Here is a 21,222-nt window from a genome sequence, read left to right as displayed (position 1 = left end):
CCGTCAATCGGTCGGCATCCCGGCTTGTTGGGCCGGTGTTTTCACGGCCCTACGGGCCGGTTTGCTGGCAGGGTTTCCGGGCTGCGCCCGGGGGTGAGCGTTGACGATGTGACGCGAAATTCGGGTAGTAGGCCATCCCTCCGATCGGGCCGGGGGTGCCGGCCGGGGCCTGCGGCCCTCGGCGTTGACGATGTGTCGCGGACTTCGGGTATCAGTCACAACCCCACCCCCGGGCCCCCTCCCCCGGTCCCGGCCGATGGCCGGTCCGCCGTCTGGTTGCTGGGCTGGCGGCCCATCCGGCGCCCCTGGGGCGGGGCCTGCGGCCCTCGGGAGCAACCTCCGGGCCGCCGGTCCGGCTCGGCCTCCCCGGCCCCGGGTGGCGGGCCCTCACGGGCGCCCCGCATAGCGGTGGCTGACGGGCCCTCAACCGCAGACTCCCGACCGGAATCCGCAGCGAATCCGGCGGCGTTTCCCTGACTTCCGTACAGCCCTATCCTACCGGTTCCCTGATGGGTGTCGGAGGAGAACAGGCAACCTCGCGGCGACCATCCACCACGGCTCTATCCGATCGCACTCCCCGCGGGAATCCGAATTCCCTTCCGCTCCCTTTCTGGGGGAAATCCGGAACCATTTCGGGGCGCAGCGGTGGGGAATCGAATTCGGGCACCTCGGAAAGGGGCCTACGGCCCTCCCAGGCCGACACGGCGACCGCCCTTCCCGACCGCTCAGGAAATCCCGCCCAGCGTCACCCGGACAATTCCCGGAGTGGCGACACCAAACCGAACACCGGACCAGGACGGGGCGCAGCGGGGCGCGGCACCGGGCGGCCAGGACGGGCACGGGCACAGCGGCCGGACGGCCAAGACGGGCGCGGCGGGACGGCCTGGCGGCCGACCAGGACGGCGGCCAGGGGCGGGGCGCAGCACCGGGAGGCGGGGAGCCGCCGAGGCCGGCCAACCGGCGCAGCCCGGCGCAACACGGGGTGCAACACGCCCACCCGCCCCCGCTCCCGACCACATAACGCCTGGTCAGACCCGCAACACGGCCCCGTGTTGCACCCCCGCGCAACACCGCGTTGCACCCCGCACCCACCACCAGCCCGCCAGCCACCCGGCCACCCGGCCACCCGGCCACGGAACACCACCACCAGGACCAGGCCGGCCCCGACAGCGGCCGCCGTCCCGGCCACCCCGGACGGCGGACCCGGGACGGCGTCGGCGACCCCGGACGGCGGCCAGGACAACCGGCACCTGGCAGTCGCCGGCACCGGCAGCAACCACCACCCGAGCAGCAGCCGCGGCCCCACCCCGGCACCTGTCGCACCCACCTGTCGCGCCCCCACCACACACAGGGAAACAGGGGCATCCGCCCACGTCACAACACGCGACAGCACCCCACGCGACAGGGGGGCGCGACAGCAAGCGCGACAACCCCCACCCACCACCAGGACAGCGCCAGGACGGTCTCCCGGACCACCACCAGAACAGCCCCCGGGGCGGCCTGACGGCCACCCAGCCGTCCAACCGGGACAGCGGCGCAGCGGGACGACGGACAGCCCCGGACGGCCCCGGACGGCGGCACAGCGAGGCCCGGACGGCGGCGCAGCACGGCGGCCAGCACGGCGGGACGGCGGCAGCACGCACCCGGACGGGGCGCGGCCTGGACGGCGGACCCCGGACGACGGCGGCCGAGCAGGCTCAGCAGCAGGCCCGGGACGGCGGCGCAGCGAGGCGGGCACGGCCACCCGGGACGACGGGCCCGGCCCGGACGAAACCAAACACCAACCCCCGCCACCACCCCCACCCAGCAATTCCACCCGAATTCACACCACCACCCAGCGGCCAATCCACCAAAACAACCCGACCGAATTACCGGCGAAATTCACAGCCCGAAAAAATACCCGCACCGCCGAACCACCCCCGAGCGGCCCCGGCCACCCCACATCCCCCACCAACCACCAACCACCAACCACCACACACAGTCACCAAATCCCGGACGGCACCAACCCCACCGGAGCCCCAACAGGCACAACCAAAGGTCCAGACAACCCGCCGTGCGAGGCCAAAACACGCCCACACCAACCAACAGGTCACACCCCGCGACCCTTCGCCGGGTAGAGCGGGCCAATGCGAGCGGGGGACAATCCGGGTATGGGCCATGTCCCGGACCACGTCGTCCGAACGCTCTGGTACATCGACGCCCTCGCCCGGCGAGGACGCATCCTGACCGAGGCGGAGGTCGAGGCGTTCGCACGTACGACACCCCCACGGGACACCGCGTGGTCGACCTTCGAGCTGCTCCCCGACTTGTTCGGAAGCGGGCCAATGCGACGCCCCGGCCCCACCTTGGACTATCTGAAGAAGGTCGGCTGGGCCACGGTGAAGGACTCGGAGGTGACGCTTACCTCCCTGGGCCGCCAGGTGCTCGCCGCATGCGACACGGAGGCCGACGCGGGCACCGACTCGGACATCACCGACGTCGCCCTAGACCCGAAGGACTCGCTGGTCTACGTGACACTGACGCGGCGCCTGGCCTTGGCTGGAGCCGGCTTGTTGGTCGACCCCTACTTCAAGGCCGAGTCCCTTGCCCTCATTGCCACAACGACGCTCGCGCGCATCCTGATCACCGCCAGCAAGCCGAATGCCAAGACTGCGGAGAAGGAGCACGCCGCCATCGCGGTCGCGCTGGCTTCCGTCCCGAACGCATCGGACATCGAGGTCCGGGCCTCCGGCGACAGCTCTTTGCACGACCGCTGCATCATCGGCGCCGACCAGCGAGTTCAACTTCTCGGGTCCTCCGTGAACGGCGTCGGCAAACACCTCACGGCCGTCATCAGCCCGCCCGAGGACATCGCCCACGCCTACCGGCAGAAGTACGAGAAGCTCTGGGACAGCGCCCAACGAATCGAGCCGCAGAGCGTCCGCACCGCCCCCGCCACCGACGACGTAGGGAAGTCAGCGGCCCGCAGCTGATCGTCCCCGGGTGGACAGCGGCTCGCAGACCGCCATTTCGCGCTGGATCGGCCTGTGCAGGAGTCCTCGCGGAGCTGTTCGCCGCTACTCGCCTCCGTGGCTCGCACGCGCGGCCCGACGCCGGGCATCCGCTGCTTCCGCACGGGCCTGCTTCGCTGCCCGCTCGGCCAGGCGCGCGGGGCAGAACTCCTCCTCCGTCTGGTGGTGCACCGCCTGGCGCAGCTTGCGGCCGGCGGGCCAGCGGGAGCTGCGGGCGTGGCGGCGTACGGCTCTGGGAGGCACGTTCAGGAGGGCCGCGAGCAGGCGGATTGCCCGCTGGGTGGTCTCGTCCGGGCTGAACCGGTAGTCCATGCTCAGCGGGCCGTCGGCGTACCGCTCCAGCAACGCCAGAAGCCGGGTCTGGACGGTGCACAGCTCCGCCACCGGGCAGCCCCAGCTGCCGGCGGCGTGGGCGTGGCAGGGCACGGAGGTCTTCTTCGTCGTCATGGCGCCACCCTGGCCCGGGGCGGCTGTGGACAGCCGCGCGCCTGTCGACACAGCAACGCGGCCCAGCCGGTGACCTCCGGCCAAGCCGCGTTCAGCGGTAGCAGGGCCTGGGCCGCGGCGGTCCGTCAGAACCTGCAACGCACGACAGGCCGGGCGAGCTCGGTGACGCGCCGTGCGAGTGCCTCCAGGCCGTCGATGTCTGGGCGGGACTCGATTCAGCCGTTGCTGCCGGAACGGGATTTGACGACTTCCTGAATGCACTGGGCAGCGGCTGCGACCGTGGTCTCGGTCTCAGTAGGAAGGCCCGACACAATGAGGTTCGCCCAGATGTGCTCGAGGTCGTAGCGATCCCGGGCACTGCGGAACACGTGCTTCTGTACGGCCTCCGCCATGGCGTCCAGGTAGACCGCCGCCGTTGAGTTCGCCTCACGGTCGGTCAACTCATCAACTCCCAAGAGGAAAATCCTCCCAGGATCAATGATGTTGATCAGCGTTGCGAGTGCTCGCCCCAGACAGCTCCCAGCTTCACCAAGGACCCGCGCCGCGTCCTCATCGTTGGCCGCTACAGCCTTGCTCACCTGTTCGAAGCCTTCGAACTTCAGGGACCGAGAGATGGCACGAGGAGTCGCGATTGCCTCCAGGCAGCCATGGTTCTCGCAGCGGCACGTAGGACCATCTGGGTCCATAGGCAGATGGCCAAACTCCCCGGCCATGCCGCGAGCGCCCGTAAAGACGGACCCATCCGCGACGATTCCACAGCCGATGCCGTCCGACTTGAGCAGGACGATCGCGTAGGCCGAACTCGGCTCCTGCGTGAACCACAGGTGTCGCCGGGCAAGCGCATTGGCGTCGTTCTCAAGCATGACCGGAAGGTGGATGGCCTCTTCTAGGTGGCTTCCCAACGGGGAAGGCTGGTCTTGCTCGCTCCCGATGTTCGACGAGTACTGCACCCAATTATCCGCCGAGATGTGTCCTCCGAGCGACAGCCCTACGCCCTCGACGCGGGCTCCTCTCTCTTCGACCTTCTGGCGCAGCTGGCGAACAGCGTCGACCACAGACGTGATTAGGTCAGGAATCTTCCTCTCCGCGATGGGCACCGCGATGGGCGGCATCCCTTCGAACGGCTTCCCATCAAGGGTGACGGGCATCGCGACGACCCTGACCCCAGCGCTTCTCCCCGTTGGCTCGGCCTCGTCTTCCACAACGAGCCCGAGATGTACGTGCTTCGGGTCGACCTTCAAGGTGATCTCAGGCCGACCCCGGCGGTCAATCGGGAACTGCTCGCCTTCTGCGAGGAGTCCATCCTTGATCAGGGCGCGGGCCGCCCGACCCACAGTGGGCGCGGACAGTCCGCTCTCGGTGACATATCGCAGCCGGGACATCGGGCTATCGCCGGCGCAGATCACCGCCGCGAGCAGATCGGGTTCGACCTGCTCGGCGAGCTTCATGTGGAGCGCCACGCGCCTGTCTTCTGCAGCGAAGAATCGCACGGGAGACCCTCTCCTCTCATCTGCCAGTCCCCCAGGGCTCAAGCTTCCTCCGGGCCCCCCGTGTGCACCAGCGGACACGAACCCACGGGTTTCACGTTCCCAAAGTTACCAATATCCAAGAATGTCCGGATTACCCGATTGGCCTAGACTCGCCGGTTTCAATGTGAGAGACTTGTGAAGAACGATCACCGCCCGGCCGATGAGCCGAGCTACCGCCACGCAGGGAGGCGGACATGACCGACACCACGAGCGACTCCGCAGGTAGGTCGAAGAAGGTACGGCTCGGCTACGCCGCTCAGCCGCAGGCCGGACGTCCCTTCACCGCAACGGAACACCCGGACATCGTGCTGGTGGACGCGGACAGCTCCCACCCGCGGGCAATGGCGCGGCAGTGCCCGCACCGCGGGCACGACCTCGCCGTGCACGGCAAGATCAGCCCGGATGGCCACTTCGAGTGCCTCCACAAGGGATACCGGTGGCGGCGATCCACGGGCGAGCCCACCCCGGACGGCCGGGCCGTCGGCGGGCTCGTCTTCGCCCGGGCCTATCGCGACGAGTCCGGCGCATGGTGGGCGGACTTCGGATCGGAGGACCGCCCGGAGGCGCAAGCGGATGAGCCGATCCTCGTCATCTCCTCGGCCCCGATCGACCAGAGTTCACTGCTGGACGGGCATCTGGCGGAGCTTGCCGACTGTGCCGCGTCCGCCTTCCGGGAGGCTGCTGCGGCTCTGCGTGGCGGTACCGTTCGGGACGACGCGAGGGCAGCTCTGCGCGCGGCGTACGACCTCCTGGGCCAACTCGTGGACGGCAGCAGCGAGCTCGCCGGCCAAGCCGCCGCGGCAGCCGACTCCAGCGGCCTGTCCGACGACGTGCAGATCTACGATGCGTACTTCGGGGTAGCCCGTGCCCCGCAGCTGTCCGCCAAGCTGGCCGTGGCCAGCGCGGCCCCGACCCTGCGAGCGCTTGCCGCGGATCTTCTCCACGCGCCTCTGACGCCCGACGATGCAGCCTGGCTGACCGAGTTCGCCGCCCGCTTCCTCACGACCTGCAGGGCCGAGGTGCCGCACGCGCCGCTGGTGATCCGAGAGGACGTCGGGGAAGACCAGGCCCTGCCCGCACATACCCCGCAGGCGCGGTGGCGGCTCGGCCATCGCGTGTACGCCCTGGCAAACCGGTCCGCGGCCGCCGCCCTTGCCGCCGCCGACACTCTGCTGAACCGCCAGAACCGCTCCGGGACGGTCGCTCAGCTCCGCCAAGCGGTAGAGCACGTCCGGGCCCTCACTGCCGCGATGCACCTGGCCGCTGCGATGTCCGCCGATGCCTACCAGGCCTCGGTGCGCCCCACCATGGCCCCGCCGGCCCTGTCCATCGAGCTGACCGGGGCGATGAACGTCGACCACGGCAGCTACCGCAACGCGCTGAGCACCTTCCTGGCCAACTACGACACACCGTATGCCGAAGGCAAAAGCCACTCGCCCGACCTCGCCCTTGCCCTCGAACAGGTCCTGCACGCCGACCTCAACGATCTCGAAGCGCATATCGGCCTCACCTACCGGCTCGTCGGCGAGGTCCCTGCCCTGGACGAGCACGCGGACGGCTCAGCGGTCCAGGCTCTGCGCGGTCTCTACCTGCGCCGCGTGGTTGGTTACGGCCCCTACCTCCGAATCAACCTTGCCGCTTAACGGTGCTGCGGAAACCGCCGGCGCTCCTGGTCGGCGGCATTTCCGTGTCCAGGATCAGCATGTCAGCACGGGTCTCGAGTTATACGGCGAACAGAGTGGGCCGGGGCGGTAGGAATCGGTGCGGGGGGGGTCAGTGGGTCAGCCGGTGACGGTCTCGGCGTGCCGGGTGAGCGCGTCCAAGAGCGCGGTCTGCTGGTCGGACAGCTTCCCGGCGGCACGAGCCGTCGCCTGCTTGCGCAGCCAGGTGCCGGGGCGGAAGGCCGGGTCCGCCTCGCCGCCGGTGCGGTTGGCGGGGCCGTCGAGGGTTCCGCCGGCGGCGCGGTAGGCGAGCAGGCGGCGGTACGACCTGTTCCAGTCCGGCTCCAGGCGCCACAGCTCGTCCAGCGCGTCAAGCTTGGCCACCTGGTCGTCGGTGAGGTTGTCGGCCTTGCGCTGGCGGCGCATCCACGCGCCCACCGCGTAGTCGTCAAGCTTCGCGGTCGCCGGGATCGCCAGGTGGCCGTGCTGGTGGTGGAAGGCCGCGGCGTAGGCGGCTCCGCGTTCCCAGGCGTTGGCGTTCTTCGACCAGATCATGCCGAGCGCGTCCAGCTCATTGACCCGGGCGGCATCGAGCAGGCCCTGTCCGTGGAGGTGGCGCTGGCGGGTGAGCCAGGAGATCAGCTCGGCCTGCTTGGTCTTGTCGGTGGGGTCGAGGTGGCCGTGCTGGAGATGGAACACCGCGGCAACGGCGTGCATCCGCTGCCACTCGACCGCCCGCGGGTTGAACGCCCGCAGCTTCACGGTCTGCAGAATCTGCGCCGCGTGCTGCTTTGCGTTGATCCGCAGCCACTCGATCGGCGACTCGGCCGGGACCGGCTGTTGCTTGCCCTCACCGGCCTCGGTGGCCTCGCCCTCGGCCGGCTTGGCCGCGGTGGTGTGCGCGGTGCCCTGCGAGCGGGAGGCGCGCAACTCGGTGATCCGGCCGACGACCCGGGCGTCGTGGGCCGCCAGGGCGCGCAGGACCCGCCAGATGGTGCGGAACGAGCTGGCCTCGATCTCGGCGTCGGCCTCGGCCTTCACGGCCTCGCCGGCGTCGTGGACCTCGGCCGGGTGCGCGGTGGCGGTGTCGTCGCCGACCTCCGGGGTGGGCAGGTACACCGGGATGATGACCCAGGAGACCTTGCCCTCGCGGTAGGACTGGCGCAGCGCGCGGCCGACGGCCTGGACGATGTCGATGACGCTCGACTTGGGGTCCGCGAAGCAGATGGCGTCCACGGCGGCGACGTCGATGCCCTCGGTCAGGAGTCGGCTGTTGCAGAGGATGCCGCACTCCTCGCCGTCCTCGCCGGTGTGGGCCTTGAAGTCCGCGAACGCGGCCCGGCGGTCCTTGAGGCGGTCGGTGCCGGCCACCGCCTTGGCCCAGATCCGCTCCGGGCGCTCCGCGTCCTCCAGCAGCTCCGAGGCCTCCAGCAGGCTGCCGGCGAACTCCCGCGCCGCACTGACCCGGGAGTGGAACGTGATCACGCGGCGCAGGCCGAGGTCGGCGACCGCGCGCAGCACCGCGATCTGCAACGCGAGGCGCAGCAGTTCCTCGTTGCTGCGCTGGGAGCGCAGGTCGGCGACGGCGGGGAGTTTGAGCAGCTCGCGCAGGTCCTCGTCCGTGACGACGGGCACTAGGACGCGGTAGTCGGCGAGGTAGCCGTGCTCGATCCCCTGCCCGAGGGTCCAGGTGAAACAGGTCTTGCCGTAGATCTCCTCCGAGTCCATGGAGCAGAGCGCGGGCAGCTTCTCCGCGCCCTCGCTGTCGGCGTCGGCGAGGTCGGCCAAGCCGTCCTTCGCGCGCCGGTCGTCGGCGATCCGCGGGGTCGCGGTGAAGTACAGCCGGCGCTTCGCCGGAACCTGGGCGTCGTCGTGGATCGCGGCCCACGCCTTCCCCTCCGAACCGGCCGTGCGGTGCGCCTCGTCGATGACCACCAGGTCCCAGGCCGACAGGCCGAAGTCGCGGTGAGCCTGGACGATCCGCTCCAGCGAGGCATAGGTGGCGTACACGGTGACCGGCTGGTTGTCGGGGGCGCCGTTGACCAGGTCGGTGATCCGGGCCGCCTGCGTCGACACCTGGGCGTGCACGCGGCCGCCGGCCTCCGCGCTCTCCAGCGCCTCCTCCCGCGAACACGCCGCCACCGCCAGCCCACGGCGACCGCCCCGCAGCGACCACGCCTCGGCGGTCTGCTCCAACAGCTCGATCGTCGGCACCAGCACCAGCACCCGCCCCCGCGCCGCCAGACGCCGGGCGCAGCCGGCCGCGATGAGGGTCTTGCCGGAGCCGGTCGCCGCGACGACCGTCGCCCGGCCGCCGTCCTTCACCTCGCGCACCGCGGCCGCGACGGCGTCCTTCTGGAACCAGTGCAGCGGCAGCGGGTTCACGGCGGTGCCGGACGGCTGCGCCGGGAGCGGCGGTACGGCCTGGGCTCGCAGCCCGACCGGCACGTCCTGCTCGGCGGTGGCGGTGGTGGTCTCCACGGCGGTGCTTCTCCTTCGGATGCTGAGACGGCTGGGCCGGTGCTGGCGGGGCTGTGGAAGGGTCGGGGCGGGCGGCCTCTCCCCGGGGCCAGGTCATGGATGGGGAGAGGCCGCGTCGGTCCTACTCGGGGATCCAGCCGCGGACCTCGAGGTAGGCGATGTCAGCGTCCTCGACGGCGCGGCCGGTCTCCACCAGCCAGGCCCGCATCGCCTCGGTGACGTCGCCGTGGTGATCGGCGACGCGCTGGCTCCACTCGGCGGCGTCGAACCCGCCGGTCGAGCTGGAGCCGTAGGTGCGCTCCTCGGTGCCGTCGGCTCGGGGGATGAACCCTCGGCGCAGGCCTGGCGAGTCGTCCGCCGACCCGGCTGACATCGTGTACTGGTTGGCCTTCATCCGGACGGTGAAGGCGAGGCGGCCGCCGGCCTGGCCGGTCTCGTGGACCACGGGCGCGAGGTGGGCGGCGCCGGACTTGATGGCCTGCTTCCCGGCCCGGCCGGCCATCGAGCCGCCCGCCTCACCGACGGTGTCCTTGCCCCGGACCCGGGCCTTCTGCCCGGTCTTGGTGGTGCGCCGCTTGGTGTTCGCCTCGGCGATCCCGGACAGCGCCTCGGTGTCGCGCTCGCCGCCGCGCACCGCCCGCACCACCTGGCGCAGCGCGCCGACGAACGCCTTTCCCTTGCCCTTGGTGAAGAACTGGGAGACGAGCGAGGCGTCGCGGCCGAGCATCTTGGCGACCTGGCGCTTGGTGTAGCCCTGGTCGATGAGCTCCTGGGTCAGGCGCGCGGCCTCGTTCGGGTTGTTCGGGTCGGCCGGGCTCACTGGTCAGCTCCCTTCTCGGCGAGTTCGGCGCGGCCCAGGCCGCGCAGCTTGAGGTACTGCTCCTGGCTGGTCGGGTGCTCCACCGGGCCGGTCAGGTGGCCCTTGAGGAGGTAGTCGCCGGGCTCGCCCCGGTAGGGCCAGGGCTGGCGCTCGGTCAGGGCGATGCCGTCCGTGCCGAAGTACACGACCGTGCCGGGCTTGGCGTGGAGGGCCCCGGCGTGGCCGATGATCTCCTTGCCCTGCCGGTACTTCATGTCCAGCAGTGCCGCCCGGGCGCCGGACCAGACGTAGGCGGCCCACTCGGGGTGGGCGTACGGGTCGCGGGAGAAGCCGGCCTGCCGCTGCCAGGTGACCACCGCGCCGTCCAGGCCGAGGATCTCGACCCCGGCGGGGAGGGTCTCGCCGACCGGGGTGGTGCCGGAGACCAGGCGCGGGCGCTGGGCGAAGCCGCCCAGGCCGAACAGCAGCACCGACCGGACGGCACGGCTGGCGAGGTAGGCGGCGGTGCGCTGGCGCTCGTCGCCGTGCAGCTTGGAGAGGTTGGTCAGGTCCGCCCAGGCGGCCTTGAGGCGCTTGCCCCACTCGTCCAAGGGCTTGCCGTCCTCCCACAGGAGGCCGCCGAGGATCTCGATCCGCCACGGCATCAGGTGGTTGGCGAAGGCGAGGTGGACCTCGGCGCCGCCCGCCCAGGTGGTGAAGGTGGCGCCGGGCTCCGAGGGGTAGATCCAGGCGCGGTCACCGGTGACGGGGGCCGGCAGCAGGCCGACGTGGTTCCAGCCGGCCGGGACCGTCACCCTGATGTTCCAGTGCGAGCAGGACATCAGCGCCTTGACCTGCTCCGCCTCGGTCATCGCCGCGAACGCGGCCGCGGTGATCCGGCGCGGAGTGCCGACCGGAGACTTCCACAAGTGCTTGGCGTAGGCGAAGGTGCGGTCGTACTCCACCAGGGCGGGCAGTTGCTCCGGGACGCGCGGGGGCAGGAGCAGCTCGGTACGGCCCTGGCCGCCGGTCGCGTGGAGCAGACCCCGCAGCTCCTCGCTGAGGACCGGGTAGCCGCCGGCCCACTTGCCGGTGGTGGGGATGGTGCGCGACCACAGGTCCCGGCCGGTCTGCGACGGCGAGCCCATCAGGACCGCGTCGTCCCAGTGCCGGCGCAGCGCCTGCCACAGCAGCGTGAACGCCTGGCGGCAGGTGACGACGTCGGCGCCGTCCGGGTCGAACCACTCCCCCATGGAGCGGATCTCGGTGGTGCCGCTGTCCGGCGCGCTCGCGGGGGCGTAGCGGCCGACGGGCTGGCGCTGGTGGACGAAGTGCCCGGCGAGCTTGTCCCGGCCGCTCCCGACGGCGGTGGTCCACCGCTCGCTCGGGGTGTTGAGCCAGGCCGCGACGGCGTCCTTGAGCGTGGAGTAGCGCTCGGCGCCGTCGTGCCAGGGGGCGCCGGCGGTGATGTAGATCCGCTCGGTGCCGGGCGCGGTGGCCAGGACCGCGTCCAGGATCTCCCCGGGAGTGCGGGCGCCGAGGTCGAGCCGCACCGTCTGGTCGCGCACGGCCAGCACACCGGCCGCCGCGTCCAGGAACACCGTGCTGCGCGCCTGCTGGGTGAAGTTCGGGCGCTTGGAGACCAAGCCCGTGGTGACGGCCTCGTACCGGGCACCGGCCGGGCCCTCCGGGAGGGTGGGCAGCTCGCGCGGACCGGCCTCGACCACCGGACGCGGCGAGGCAGCGACCGGAGCGACCGAAGCGGCCGGGACGACCGGCGCAGCGGCGGGGGCGGGCTGCTCGGCGACGGCCTGGTCCTCGACTTCGGTCGGCACCTCGGTGACCGGGGCGGCCGGGGCCGGCTGCTCGAGTACGGGAGCCGGGCGGGCCAGCACCGGGGCGACCGCGGTGGCGGGCTCGGCGACCGGCTCGGCCTCCGGGGCCGGGGCGGGCGCAGCGGCGGCGGCGGCCTGGTCGTCGTTCTTGGCGGCGCGGACGGCGGCCGGGGTCGGGTCCAGCAGGGGGGCGATCCGCACGACGTCGCCGACCGACAGACCCGAGGCCTTCGCGATGGCGTCGGCCTTCGCGCCCTCGTACCCCGCGAGTTCGGTGATCCGGCGGGCGCGCTGCTGGTTGAGCTTGTCGAGCGCGGCCTGCGCGGCCGCGACCGTCTTCTCGGCCTTGCCGATCTCCTCGCGCAGCGGGCGCAGCTCGGCGACCTTCGCGGTGTACGTCTTGCGGTCCATCAGGCTTACTCCCCCTCGTCGGTGGTGGTGTCGGTGGTCGGGTTGGTGGTGACGTAGGCGATCGGGCCGCCGGACACGGACGCCAGGCGGGTGCCGAGCAGCAGGCCCGCCAGGCGGGCGTCTTCCGGGTCGGCCGGGTCGGCGGCGTTGGCGGGGGCGGTGAGGTCAGTCAGGTAGCCGGCCATGCGCGCCTTCGGGAAGCGGAACCGGCCGGTGGTGCCGACCGTGCCGTCGGACTCCCACTCGGTGAGGCCGGTCAGCACCGCGACCACGAACCCGGCGACCGTCACCGGCAGTACCCCGCCGACCGCGACGCGGGCCGGGTCGCACCGCCACCAGCCGGACAGCGAGGCCAGCAGCTGCGCCTGGTCCAGCGCGGTACCGAAGCCGATCCAGTCGCGGTCCGACTCGTCCACCCGGGACGGGGCGTCCGAGCGCAGCACCGCGACCTCGGCCGTGCCAAGCACGGTCAGGTCGGCGGCAGGCCGGGCCTGCAACTGCTGGAGCGCGGCCAGCGGGAACACCTGCCGACCGACGTCGCGCACGCCCGGGACCACGCCGGTGGCCATCAGCTTCTTCACCGTCGGGATCGAGCACCCCAGCGCCGTCCCGGCTTGACCGGTCGTCACGAACACACCCAGACCTCCACGCCTATTCACCTAACTTGAAACGCTAGGGCGACTCTACGCCTCCCCTCCGACACTGTCCACGCCTTTTTAGTAAGTCGTACAAGCATGCCCGAAGGTGTGGTCCGCCCTCCGCTGTCGGCGCCGGGTGAGGCTGCGGTCGGCTTACCAACCCCGGAAAGAGGGTGAAGAAGATGACTCCTCGCCAGCCGAAGGCCAACGACGGCGGCAACAACCGCGACGGCCGCGCGCGCTTCGGGCTGGGGGCCGTTCCAGTGAGCCTCGACCGCCAGCTGTCCCGTCCGGGACGGCGCGCACCGACCGTACGGGTGTGCGACCTACGATGAACCGGTGACCGAAGCTGATTTCCCCGCTGACCTGCTCGAACTCCAGCGCCGCTGGTACACCGCCGAGGCCGACTGGGCCGCCGATCCGACCGAGGAGAAGCGGACCGCGTTCGCCGCGGTCGGCGCCGAGCTGTACGCCCACCCGCACTGGGCCACGGTAGGGAACCGGCACGAAGCCGAGATGAAGCTCAAGCAGGCCGCCCGCCCGGACACCGTCGCTGATCCGACGACCTGATTCGCGGGGAGACGCAGCCCGGCCGGGCCCGGGAACGGCGGGGGGTACGTTCCACGGGCCCGGCCGGTGGGAGGCAAGCAGCGCCGAGCCGCGGCGCGGCTGCTCTGGCCGGCGGCCCGGTGGTGCTGTGGTGGGGCCGCCGTGCCGGGAATGCTAGACCCACCGATCATCCGCTGAACAGGGCTTTGACCTGCAGACTTTCGGCCGCGAACATGCCAGCCGGACGGCCGGGGGAAGCGGCACGGCCGGTCCGCCGCCCGCTCGGGGGTCCGGGCGCGAACCGGCCTTCTTCCAGTCTGTGCGGGCCCGCGCCGCACTGCCGCCGGGGTTGGTCCCGACAGGGTCAGGGAGTGTCGCCCGACCAGTCCCAGCGGGACGGATCCGCCAGGCGCGGCTCGTAGTGGGCGCGACCGCCGGCACCGTACCGGCCGATCTCCGTGGCCAGCGCGGCGCCGTCGGCGAGCTGCTCAGCATCCCAGCCGGTGACGTCGAGGAGGAGACCGTCGAGCGGGCCGCCCACGAGTTCGCGGTACTGATGCCCAGGACGCGGCCCCGGGTCGGGATCGTCGTGGTCGGCTCCGTAGACCCGACCTCGCATCAGCGCATCGTCGTCCATGCCGCCCAGCATCCCAGCCGCCACCGACACCGCGGGCACGAACCGGGAGCCGCGGCTACGCCGGCGCTGCTCCCTGCCTCCGCAAGCGCAACGCCTTGGCGGTCTTCGCGGCCAGCCGCGGGTCGTTGAGCACCCGAGCGATGACGGCTTCGTCGCTCATCTCCCCGTGTTGAGAGGGCAACGGCGCGCAGATCTGCTCCAGCTCGTCCAGCAGGGCCTCAGTGCCGGTGCTCTCCTCCTCCGCGTCCTCGTCACCGTGCGCGGCCTCCAGCAGCGCGAAGCCGGTCCGCAGGTGTGCGACCACCTCGGCCATCGCCGCCCGATCCTCGGGAAACGCGAGATCGGGGTGCTTGCACGTGGGGACGTAGACCTTGCGCAGTGCGCCGATGGCCTTGTGTAGTTCCTCGAAGACCGTGGAGAACAGGTCGCTGTCTAGATCCTCAAGGGCAGGCAGCGCGGTGTATGGCTCACCGGCCGCATCCTGCGGGCTCTGCCCGTCGACGCCCAGCTCCTGCAACCCGACGACCGAGGCGAGAAAGCTGACCGCTCCGGACAAGTACCGGCAGGTGTCCCCCAGCAGGGCCTGCTTCCTTCGCAGCGTGGCCGCCCGGTCCTTCGACGAGGGGGTGCTTTTCTCGCCGTCGGCCAGCGCTTGGGCCTCCCGGCCCAGCAGCCGGTGCGCGGCGATTAGCGCCAAGGCGGCCGCGCGGGCAGGCGTCGCCTCCTTTCCAGGTTCCGCCCCGGTCACGCTCTCGCGCTCACTCAACACGTCGTCGTTCCCCTCCCACACCGCACATCGACGGCGGCGGTCTATGCCCTCTGTCGCCGTAGTCGGCGACGGCTCCGTCGGCCGTCGCCGCTTTCGGCGACCACCTCAAATGCCGCAGCGTTCAACGACCTTCCCCTGCGTCGGACACGGCCGGGTCGGGCCGTACCGATGAGGTGCACCCCCTCCGGGCCGCGCCGGCCGGCAGACTGACCTCGACCCGGCCTCGACCCGGCCTCGAGCCGCAGAGCACCTGCTTGGCAGGCTGCTCGGCGATCGCGTTGATCAGCGACCTCTCCACCACAACGGTCCGGCTGATGGTGTCCGCCCAGGTCTGACGGCGCGGGTAGGTAACGGGACGGGCGTAGCGGCGAACGTCGGCAGGATGTCGAGGACGTGGGCGAGGCTGCGGATGACGGAGCGGGCCGGGCCGATCGAGGCGCCAGTGTCCTCGTCGACGGTGACGATGCCCATCAGGCGCTGGCCGACGGACTCGCCCGTCTGCCCGCGCACCGCCCGTGCCGCGGCGTTGTTCGGCCCCGGCCCGCATCGGTGGCCGGGGCCGAGCGTACGGTGGGTCAGTGGTTGCGGCGGACCAGGACCTTGAGGACCTCCCGGGCGTCGTGGCGGCGGGCGTCGCTGCGCGCGGCGACGGCGGTCACCGCGGCGGTCGTGACGGCGACGGCGTACCAGGCGGTGCTGGCCGCGGTGATGAGGGCGGCGTGCTGGAGCACGGTTGACATCGGGGGCCTCTCGTCGGGCTGGGGAAGAAGGCGGTTCCCGGTCCCGGGAACCGCAGATGGAGCCGGTGTGTGACCGCCCGGTGCTGGCGGGCCGACCGGGTCAGCGCAGACCCGCGAATTCCTCCACGCGGGCGGCCAGGCGGCGGTCGGGGTAGGGGACGAGGCCGTCGGTGTCGTCGCCGGTGTGCATCACCAGGCGGTCGACCTCGTCGGCCAGGACGTCGGAGGGTGCGGAGGGCTCGGCCACGCGGGTGTCCATGGCGATCGGAGCAGCGCGGAAGTAGTCGGGCATCTCCGGCACGGTGGGCCGGGGCACGCCGGGCCCCAGGTCCCCGTCGACGCTCACGGCCTGCTCGAACCACAGCCGGGCCTCGCGGATCTCCCCGCGACCGAGGTGGTGCAGGTACAGGCACCAGGCCGAGGTGTGGTCGCCGGCTCCGGCCCCGATCTTCCACCAGAACTCGGCGCTGACGGGGTGCCCGGTGTAGTGGAGCAGGCAGCCGAAGAGCCGGAATCCCTCGATCTCCTGGACCAGGTCCTCCACACGCTGGTCGCTCGGGTCTCGGTGGCCGTCGAGGAGGTCGGCGAGGTCGATGATCCGGGCGAGGCGGCTGGTGTTGATCTCCGCCGAGACCACCGTCTCCAGGCAGGTCCGCGCGCGGTCCTGCTCGGCCCACCAGCCGGGGGGAGGCTGCTGGCCTCGGCGGATCCGTGCGACGTCGGCCGAGATGCGGCGCAGTGCGGCGGGCACGTCGAAGTCGTCGGGCTCGCCGCCGCTGGGGGTGTCGAGGAGGTTGTCGAGGTTCTTCTCGGGCTTCATCGGTCGGCTCCTTCGCGGCGGGGCCCGGGTACGACGGCGGTGCGGCGCAGGACATGTCGGGCGGTGAGCAGTCGTTCGAGGGCCGCGATCGCGCGGCGGTGGTGGTAGTCGACGGTCCGGGGGTGGATGCCCAGGATCTCGGCGCTGTACTCGGCGGTGTAGCCCATGCTGGTGTGCAGAACGAACGCTTCGCACTGGCGGGTCGGCAGTTCGGCGAGGGCGGTGTAGAGGCCGGCGCCGCCCTCGATCCGGGAGAGGGTCTCGTGCATCTGCTTCAGCTTCTGGCGCGCTGCCCGGAGACGGGCGGCCAGGTCCTTCTCCCGCTGGAGCCAGTGGACCCGGTACATGACGGCGCCGGCGAGGATCCCCCAGGTGTGCTGTTCGAAGTCCGGGGCGGCGAGGGCCTGGGCCCAGTTGTGGGCGAGGTAGGTGAACACCTCGTGCGCGACCTCGTCGCCGACCGACGTGTCCCCGATCATCTCGGCGGCGTAGCGACGGAACGTCCGCTGCTTGGCCAGGAAGTAGGCCTCGAAGTCCAGCGAGAGGTCGACGGGCTCGTGCACGGCGGAACCGCTCTCACTGCTCGCGAAGGTGTCGTCGTTCACCGGGGCGCTCCCGAACTCGAGTGCGCGGCGGCCGCCACCGAGCTGAGCACCAGCTGCGGGCGGGCGTTGGTGCGGACCGGCTGGAGGGCTGCAGCCGTTTCGCAGAGGGTGTCCATCTCACTCTTTCGGTCAGGTACGGCGTCAGGTTCTGCACGCCGAAGCCACCTTGTGGCCCACCTTCAGACTTGCAAACGAGCACCCCGGTTCACGCATATGGCCTAGAGGGATTTCACGGAAAGATCGCTAACGGCAACGCAGCGTGACAGCGGCACATGTCGCGAGCCCGGTACACCCGCTCCAACTCGGCCCCACGCCAGTTACTTTCGAGTACCTGACGGGTCACCGTCGGTAATAAATGTGACCAGCGTCACTGTTTCCGTATGCGGATCTCCTGTCCGAACCCGCCCACCCGCTCCGTGTACGGGCTGACAGCCCATCCGGCCAGGCCAACACTCCGTCAGCCCGCAGCGACCACCGCGGCAACGGCTTCCACACCGCCGGGACGCGCCACAGCCGGCACCGGGACTGCGGCGCTCACGCCACCGCACTCGTCGGGCAGCCGCAGGAGCGCCTCGCGTGGCCGGGCGGCACGGCCCCGGCCGACGCAGCGGGCGGCAACCGTCCGGGACTCAAGAGCGCCGTACCCGTCGCCGAGCCCGCTCCAAGCGGAGCCGCTCACGGTCAGGCGCAGCTCGGCAGTGCCGGGCCAGGGCAGCGGGGTCAGAAGGGTGGCGCCGGTGATGCGAAGGCGTTGTTCGAGACGGGCGAGCTGGCGCGGGGCCGGTGATCCGGCGGGGAGCAGGATGATCGTGTCGCAGGCGTCCGCGAGGACGGACGCGATCTCGGCCCAATGGTCGCCTGGGGTGTCCGCCAGCAAAGTGCGCTCCCAGGGCAGGCCGTAGGCGCGAGCGGCTGCGAGGCCGGCGTCGGGCCAGCCGATGATCGCGGTCCAGAGAATGTCCGATGCGGCGGCCGGCCCCGCCGCCACCGCGAGCAACAGGTTCGCGTCCATGACCTCGACGACGACGCCCTTCGGCAGCCGACCGTCCGGCAACAACGGTTCCAGCGCGGGCAGGACCGGCCGGGAAGCGGCTTCGACACGGGCGAGGCGGGCGGTGAGGCTGGTCTCATCCAGCAGAACCGCCAGCCGCTCGCCGCGGTCGGGCGCCGCCCCGTCCGGCACGGGGGCGATCCGCGCGCTCACCGCTCTTCCCCGGTGCCGGCAGCCTCCGCCGTCCCGGACGAGCCGCCCGCGCTTGCGGAGGTATCTGGTCCGGGGGCCGCGTTCGGCAGCGCGGCGACCGGGCGCACAGTGACGGGGTCGGCGACCAGCCAGGCCGCCTCCTTGTCCTCACCCCACCTCGCGTGCGCGATCCACGGCAGCCCGGGCCCGGGACGGCGCCGGGCGGTCACCACGGCCGAGCGCCACCGCCCGCCCGTGCGGACCCAGGCCAGGCGCCAGCAGTTGTCCGTCCCGTCCCCCGCGGGCTGCCCGGCGAGTTCGGTGGGCACGACGACGGCGTCCTGCCACCGCCCGAAGAACGGCGCACCGGCCGGGGGATCGTCCTGGGGCTCGGGCAGCGGCCTGACGCTGCTCTCGTCGAAGCAGAACCAGCCCCAAGAGTCGCCGCCGCCCCAGGCCACGTGGACCACCCACACCGCACTGCCCGGCGGGCGCCGCCACACGGTCAGCATCGCCGGCCGCCAGCCACCGCCCACACGGATCTCCACCAGGCGCCAGCGCCGCGTGTCCCGGTAGTACCCGGGCAGCGTCATCAGCTCCCTGGGTGCCCGTTCGGCATCACCCGGCAGCGCCCCGGGACGGACGGCGAGGGAGAACGGAACATCGGCGGTCACGACATCAAGGTAGGTCGAACGAATTTTCGATTCAAGTCGTTGGGCCGGATCACCCCAGGTCACAGCCATCTCGCCCCAGCCGGGGTGCCGCGGGCCAGGATGGAGTAGAGGGGGTGCAGCAGAACCGGACCTGGAGGCGGCGATGCCGAAGGCGATCGCCAAGATGACGATCTCGTTCAGCCTGGTGTCGATCCCGGTGAGCCTGTACGCCGCGACCGAACGGCACGTCGTGCCCCTGCACCTCGTACACGCCCAAGACGGCGGCCGGATCCGGCAGAAGCGTGTCTGCGAGCTGGACGGAACGGAGGTCCCGTTCGAGGACGTCGCCCACGGCTACGAGGCCCCGGACGGACGCATGGTCGTCCTGACTCAGGACGACCTCGCCGACCTGCCGCTCACGACCACGAAGGAGATCAGGGTCCTGGGCTTCCTCGGCGCCGACCGGGTGGACCCGGTCAACTACGACAAGGCCTACTACCTGGGACCGTCCAGCCCGGCCGGCGCCCGCCCGTACGCGCTGCTGCGCCAGGCGATGCTGGAGGCCGACCAGGTCGCCGTCGCCCGCGTCGCGATCAGGACTCGCGAGTGCCTGGCCGTCCTGCGGGTACGCCAGGACGTTATCGTGCTGCAGACCCTGCTCTGGCCGGACGAGATCCGCTCCGCCGCGGGCATCGCCCCCGAGGGGATCCAGCTGCGCCCCAAGGAGGTGCAGCTCGCCAGGACCCTGATGGACGCCATCACCTCGGACTTCCACATCGAGGCCGAACACGACGAGTACGCGCACGCCCTCGAGCAGGTCGTCGAAGCCCGCCTCGCCGGTCTTGAGCCCCCGCACGCCTCCGAGTCGCGCGTCCTTCCGCCCGGCGGAACCGTCATGGACCTCATGGCCGTCCTGGAGCGCGCCCTCGCTGACGCCAGGGAGCAGCATCCGAAGACCAGCGGCGCGGTGAAGACCACCGGCACCACCCAGCAGGCCGGCAAGAAGGCCCCAGCCCGCAGGAGCACCAGCACGGCCTTGCCCGCTGGAGGAGACGCTCACCGCAAGAGGCCGGCCAATCGCGGGTGAGGAGAGCGCCGCCGCTGCAGCGTGCGGGATCCGGCGGGGCGTTGGCGCAGCTGGTGTTCCCGGCGACGTGGTCTCGGGCACGGGCTTGGACGGGTGCCGGCGTTCCGGGGCCGCCCCCGTCACCCGCTCGGGCAGACTGACGGGGCGACAGGAAAGGCGCCCGAGAAGGGGAGGAGCAGGATGGACCACGCGGTGGACGAGGTGGAGGAGCAGTCGCTCCAGCGGACCCTGGGCTACTACGCGGCCGCAGTCGCGCAGGCACTCATCCGCGACGAGGTGTCCGTCGAGATCGCCGAGGTGGAGGGACACCGGTTCACCGAGGATGAGGATCCGGACGACGAGACCTCGCTGATCGAGGTCTTCGAGGAGGCCAAGGCCGTCCTGTACCTCGGCCGCGAATTCGCGCGGCGGGTGGGATGCCAGCAACAGCCGGCTCTGGGCTGGGACGGGCAGTCCGGCTGGTACTACTTCGTGGACAGCGACGACACGCTGCCCTCGGAGTCGGTCGTCGGCGCGCGCTGGCTGAGCGACGGCCTAGTGCCCGCCCCTGCCCGCGTGGTGGCGTTCGTCTCGGCACTCCTGCTGGACAGCAGCACCGCCGGCAGCGGGGAGCGCCCCTTCTACCGGGAAGCCGGGCAGAACGTGGCGGAGCTCATCAACCGCCTCTCCCCTCACCTGCCCGACCACATCGGACGCGGGAGCCGACCGTGGCTGTCCCACCTCGCCCACAGCCGCGACTGGTTCTACCTGAACCGGGCCCTGAACCAACTGTCGGCCGACGACGAGACGGTCCAGGTGCCCATGCGGATGGGTGAACTGCGCACCGTCATGGACCTGCTCAAACTCCACGAGATGAGCGCCACCGGTCCCCTCGGCGGTCTCAGCCAGCAACTCGGCCGGGACCTGGAACGCCGAGTGTTCTCCGGTGCCGTTCCACCGCAGAGCGAGATCGCACGAGAGTCGGCCGCGCGTTTCAAGAGCCAGCTACAGGACATGGAGGCCCGGCGTCGGCAACGGGAGCAGCAGCAGGGCAAAGACAACTGACCCGCCTCTCAGCAGCGCATCCGTCGCTCGGCTCCTGCTACCCCATCGAGCTCGCGGCCACCGGGCTCGGCCGGGCAGGCCGGGACAGCTGGAGCGGCGTCGGGGCGCAGGCCGCGCAGGAGCTGGACGGTACCGACGCTCGCCCGGACGAGGCGGTACATGTTGAGGGTGGCATCCGCGAGCTGATGGGCCTGCGGGCCGGACGGGTCGGCTGGTGACTGCCTGATCGTCACCGGGGGCGGTCACCAGACAAGGGAGAGCGGCAGCCCGGTCGTCGACCTTGATGCGCAGCCATCGCCCGTCAGAGCCAGCAGCCGTCGCAC

General features: G+C 71.5%; 20 protein-coding genes. 5 read left to right on the top strand and 15 right to left on the bottom strand.

The window, feature by feature from the left end; all coding sequences use genetic code 11:
• Nucleotides 1-2,126 precede the first annotated feature (2,126 nt).
• The gene (locus tag F7Q99_RS38575; RefSeq protein WP_153471778.1) at nucleotides 2,127-2,972 is read left to right on the top strand and encodes a hypothetical protein; all 846 of its coding nucleotides are present in this window, start codon (nucleotides 2,127-2,129) and stop codon (nucleotides 2,970-2,972) included.
• Between the two features lie 84 nt (nucleotides 2,973-3,056).
• Here F7Q99_RS38575 and F7Q99_RS38570 read toward each other — a convergent pair whose 3' ends face one another.
• Together F7Q99_RS38570 and F7Q99_RS38565 are read right to left on the bottom strand one after the other, a co-directional pair.
• Nucleotides 3,057-3,458: a hypothetical protein gene (locus F7Q99_RS38570; protein ID WP_153471775.1), complete on the bottom strand. Its 402-nt coding sequence runs from the start codon at nucleotides 3,456-3,458 to the stop codon at nucleotides 3,057-3,059.
• 215 nt (nucleotides 3,459-3,673) lie between these two features.
• Nucleotides 3,674-4,948: an ROK family protein gene (locus F7Q99_RS38565; RefSeq protein ID WP_153471772.1), complete on the bottom strand. Its 1,275-nt coding sequence runs from the start codon at nucleotides 4,946-4,948 to the stop codon at nucleotides 3,674-3,676.
• 233 nt (nucleotides 4,949-5,181) lie between these two features.
• Here F7Q99_RS38565 and F7Q99_RS38560 point away from each other — a divergent pair, with 233 nt between their 5' ends.
• Entirely contained in the window at nucleotides 5,182-6,630 is a 1,449-nt protein-coding gene (locus F7Q99_RS38560; RefSeq protein WP_153471769.1) for a Rieske 2Fe-2S domain-containing protein, read from the top strand.
• Between the two features lie 138 nt (nucleotides 6,631-6,768).
• Here F7Q99_RS38560 and F7Q99_RS38555 read toward each other — a convergent pair whose 3' ends face one another.
• The 4 genes from F7Q99_RS38555 to F7Q99_RS42305 form a co-directional block, all read right to left on the bottom strand.
• Nucleotides 6,769-9,129 (bottom strand): DEAD/DEAH box helicase, encoded by a 2,361-nt coding sequence (locus F7Q99_RS38555; protein WP_153471766.1) that lies wholly within the window; start codon nucleotides 9,127-9,129, stop codon nucleotides 6,769-6,771.
• 121 nt (nucleotides 9,130-9,250) lie between these two features.
• Nucleotides 9,251-9,949 carry a helix-turn-helix domain containing protein gene (locus F7Q99_RS38550; RefSeq protein ID WP_326847574.1) on the bottom strand — a complete coding sequence of 233 codons (699 nt, stop codon included), beginning with the start codon at nucleotides 9,947-9,949 and terminating at the stop codon, nucleotides 9,251-9,253.
• The gene (locus F7Q99_RS38545) at nucleotides 9,946-12,174 is read right to left on the bottom strand and encodes a hypothetical protein (RefSeq protein WP_153471763.1); all 2,229 of its coding nucleotides are present in this window, start codon (nucleotides 12,172-12,174) and stop codon (nucleotides 9,946-9,948) included. Before F7Q99_RS38545 ends, F7Q99_RS38550 begins: the two co-directional genes overlap by 4 nt.
• Before the next feature lie 5 nt (nucleotides 12,175-12,179).
• Nucleotides 12,180-12,803 (bottom strand): DNA-binding protein, encoded by a 624-nt coding sequence (locus tag F7Q99_RS42305; RefSeq protein ID WP_326847573.1) that lies wholly within the window; start codon nucleotides 12,801-12,803, stop codon nucleotides 12,180-12,182.
• Between the two features lie 348 nt (nucleotides 12,804-13,151).
• Here F7Q99_RS42305 and F7Q99_RS38535 point away from each other — a divergent pair, with 348 nt between their 5' ends.
• A complete protein-coding gene (locus F7Q99_RS38535) occupies nucleotides 13,152-13,382 on the top strand; it encodes a hypothetical protein (protein ID WP_153471760.1) in 231 nt (76 codons plus the stop codon).
• Nucleotides 13,383-13,725: 343 nt separating this feature from the next.
• Here F7Q99_RS38535 and F7Q99_RS38530 read toward each other — a convergent pair whose 3' ends face one another.
• The 8 genes from F7Q99_RS38530 to F7Q99_RS38495 form a co-directional block, all read right to left on the bottom strand.
• A complete protein-coding gene (locus F7Q99_RS38530; protein ID WP_153471757.1) occupies nucleotides 13,726-13,998 on the bottom strand; it encodes a hypothetical protein in 273 nt (90 codons plus the stop codon).
• Nucleotides 13,999-14,053: 55 nt separating this feature from the next.
• A complete protein-coding gene (locus F7Q99_RS38525) occupies nucleotides 14,054-14,764 on the bottom strand; it encodes a hypothetical protein (protein ID WP_153471755.1) in 711 nt (236 codons plus the stop codon).
• A 285-nt stretch (nucleotides 14,765-15,049) separates the two neighbouring features.
• Entirely contained in the window at nucleotides 15,050-15,277 is a 228-nt protein-coding gene (locus F7Q99_RS38520; protein ID WP_153471752.1) for an RDD family protein, read from the bottom strand.
• 65 nt (nucleotides 15,278-15,342) lie between these two features.
• Entirely contained in the window at nucleotides 15,343-15,507 is a 165-nt protein-coding gene (locus F7Q99_RS38515) for a hypothetical protein (protein WP_153471749.1), read from the bottom strand.
• 100 nt (nucleotides 15,508-15,607) lie between these two features.
• The gene (locus F7Q99_RS38510; RefSeq protein WP_153471746.1) at nucleotides 15,608-16,327 is read right to left on the bottom strand and encodes a hypothetical protein; all 720 of its coding nucleotides are present in this window, start codon (nucleotides 16,325-16,327) and stop codon (nucleotides 15,608-15,610) included.
• Nucleotides 16,324-16,932, bottom strand: a complete 609-nt coding sequence (locus F7Q99_RS43550; RefSeq protein WP_153471743.1) for an RNA polymerase sigma factor — start codon at nucleotides 16,930-16,932, stop codon at nucleotides 16,324-16,326. The genes F7Q99_RS38510 and F7Q99_RS43550 overlap by 4 nt, the downstream gene beginning before the upstream one ends.
• Nucleotides 16,933-17,389: 457 nt before the next feature.
• Entirely contained in the window at nucleotides 17,390-18,136 is a 747-nt protein-coding gene (locus F7Q99_RS38500; RefSeq protein ID WP_153471740.1) for a hypothetical protein, read from the bottom strand.
• On the bottom strand, nucleotides 18,133-18,789 hold the full coding sequence (locus F7Q99_RS38495; RefSeq protein WP_153471737.1) for a hypothetical protein: 657 nt from the start codon (nucleotides 18,787-18,789) through the stop codon (nucleotides 18,133-18,135). Before F7Q99_RS38495 ends, F7Q99_RS38500 begins: the two co-directional genes overlap by 4 nt.
• A gap of 142 nt (nucleotides 18,790-18,931) precedes the next feature.
• Here F7Q99_RS38495 and ku point away from each other — a divergent pair, with 142 nt between their 5' ends.
• A complete protein-coding gene (gene ku, locus F7Q99_RS38490; RefSeq protein WP_153471734.1) occupies nucleotides 18,932-19,855 on the top strand; it encodes a non-homologous end joining protein Ku in 924 nt (307 codons plus the stop codon).
• 180 nt (nucleotides 19,856-20,035) lie between these two features.
• Nucleotides 20,036-20,899, top strand: coding sequence for a DUF6292 family protein (locus tag F7Q99_RS38485; RefSeq protein ID WP_153471731.1), 864 nt, complete (start codon nucleotides 20,036-20,038; stop codon nucleotides 20,897-20,899).
• Between the two features lie 8 nt (nucleotides 20,900-20,907).
• Here F7Q99_RS38485 and F7Q99_RS38480 read toward each other — a convergent pair whose 3' ends face one another.
• Nucleotides 20,908-21,132: a hypothetical protein gene (locus F7Q99_RS38480; RefSeq protein WP_153471728.1), complete on the bottom strand. Its 225-nt coding sequence runs from the start codon at nucleotides 21,130-21,132 to the stop codon at nucleotides 20,908-20,910.
• Nucleotides 21,133-21,222: the final 90 nt, after the last annotated feature.

The sequence above is a fragment of the Streptomyces kaniharaensis genome, from assembly GCF_009569385.1.
In the GTDB taxonomy this organism is placed as follows: domain Bacteria; phylum Actinomycetota; class Actinomycetes; order Streptomycetales; family Streptomycetaceae; genus Kitasatospora; species Kitasatospora kaniharaensis.
The sequence above is the reverse complement of the archived record's forward strand: the minus strand, read 5'-3'. Positions and strand labels throughout refer to the sequence as shown.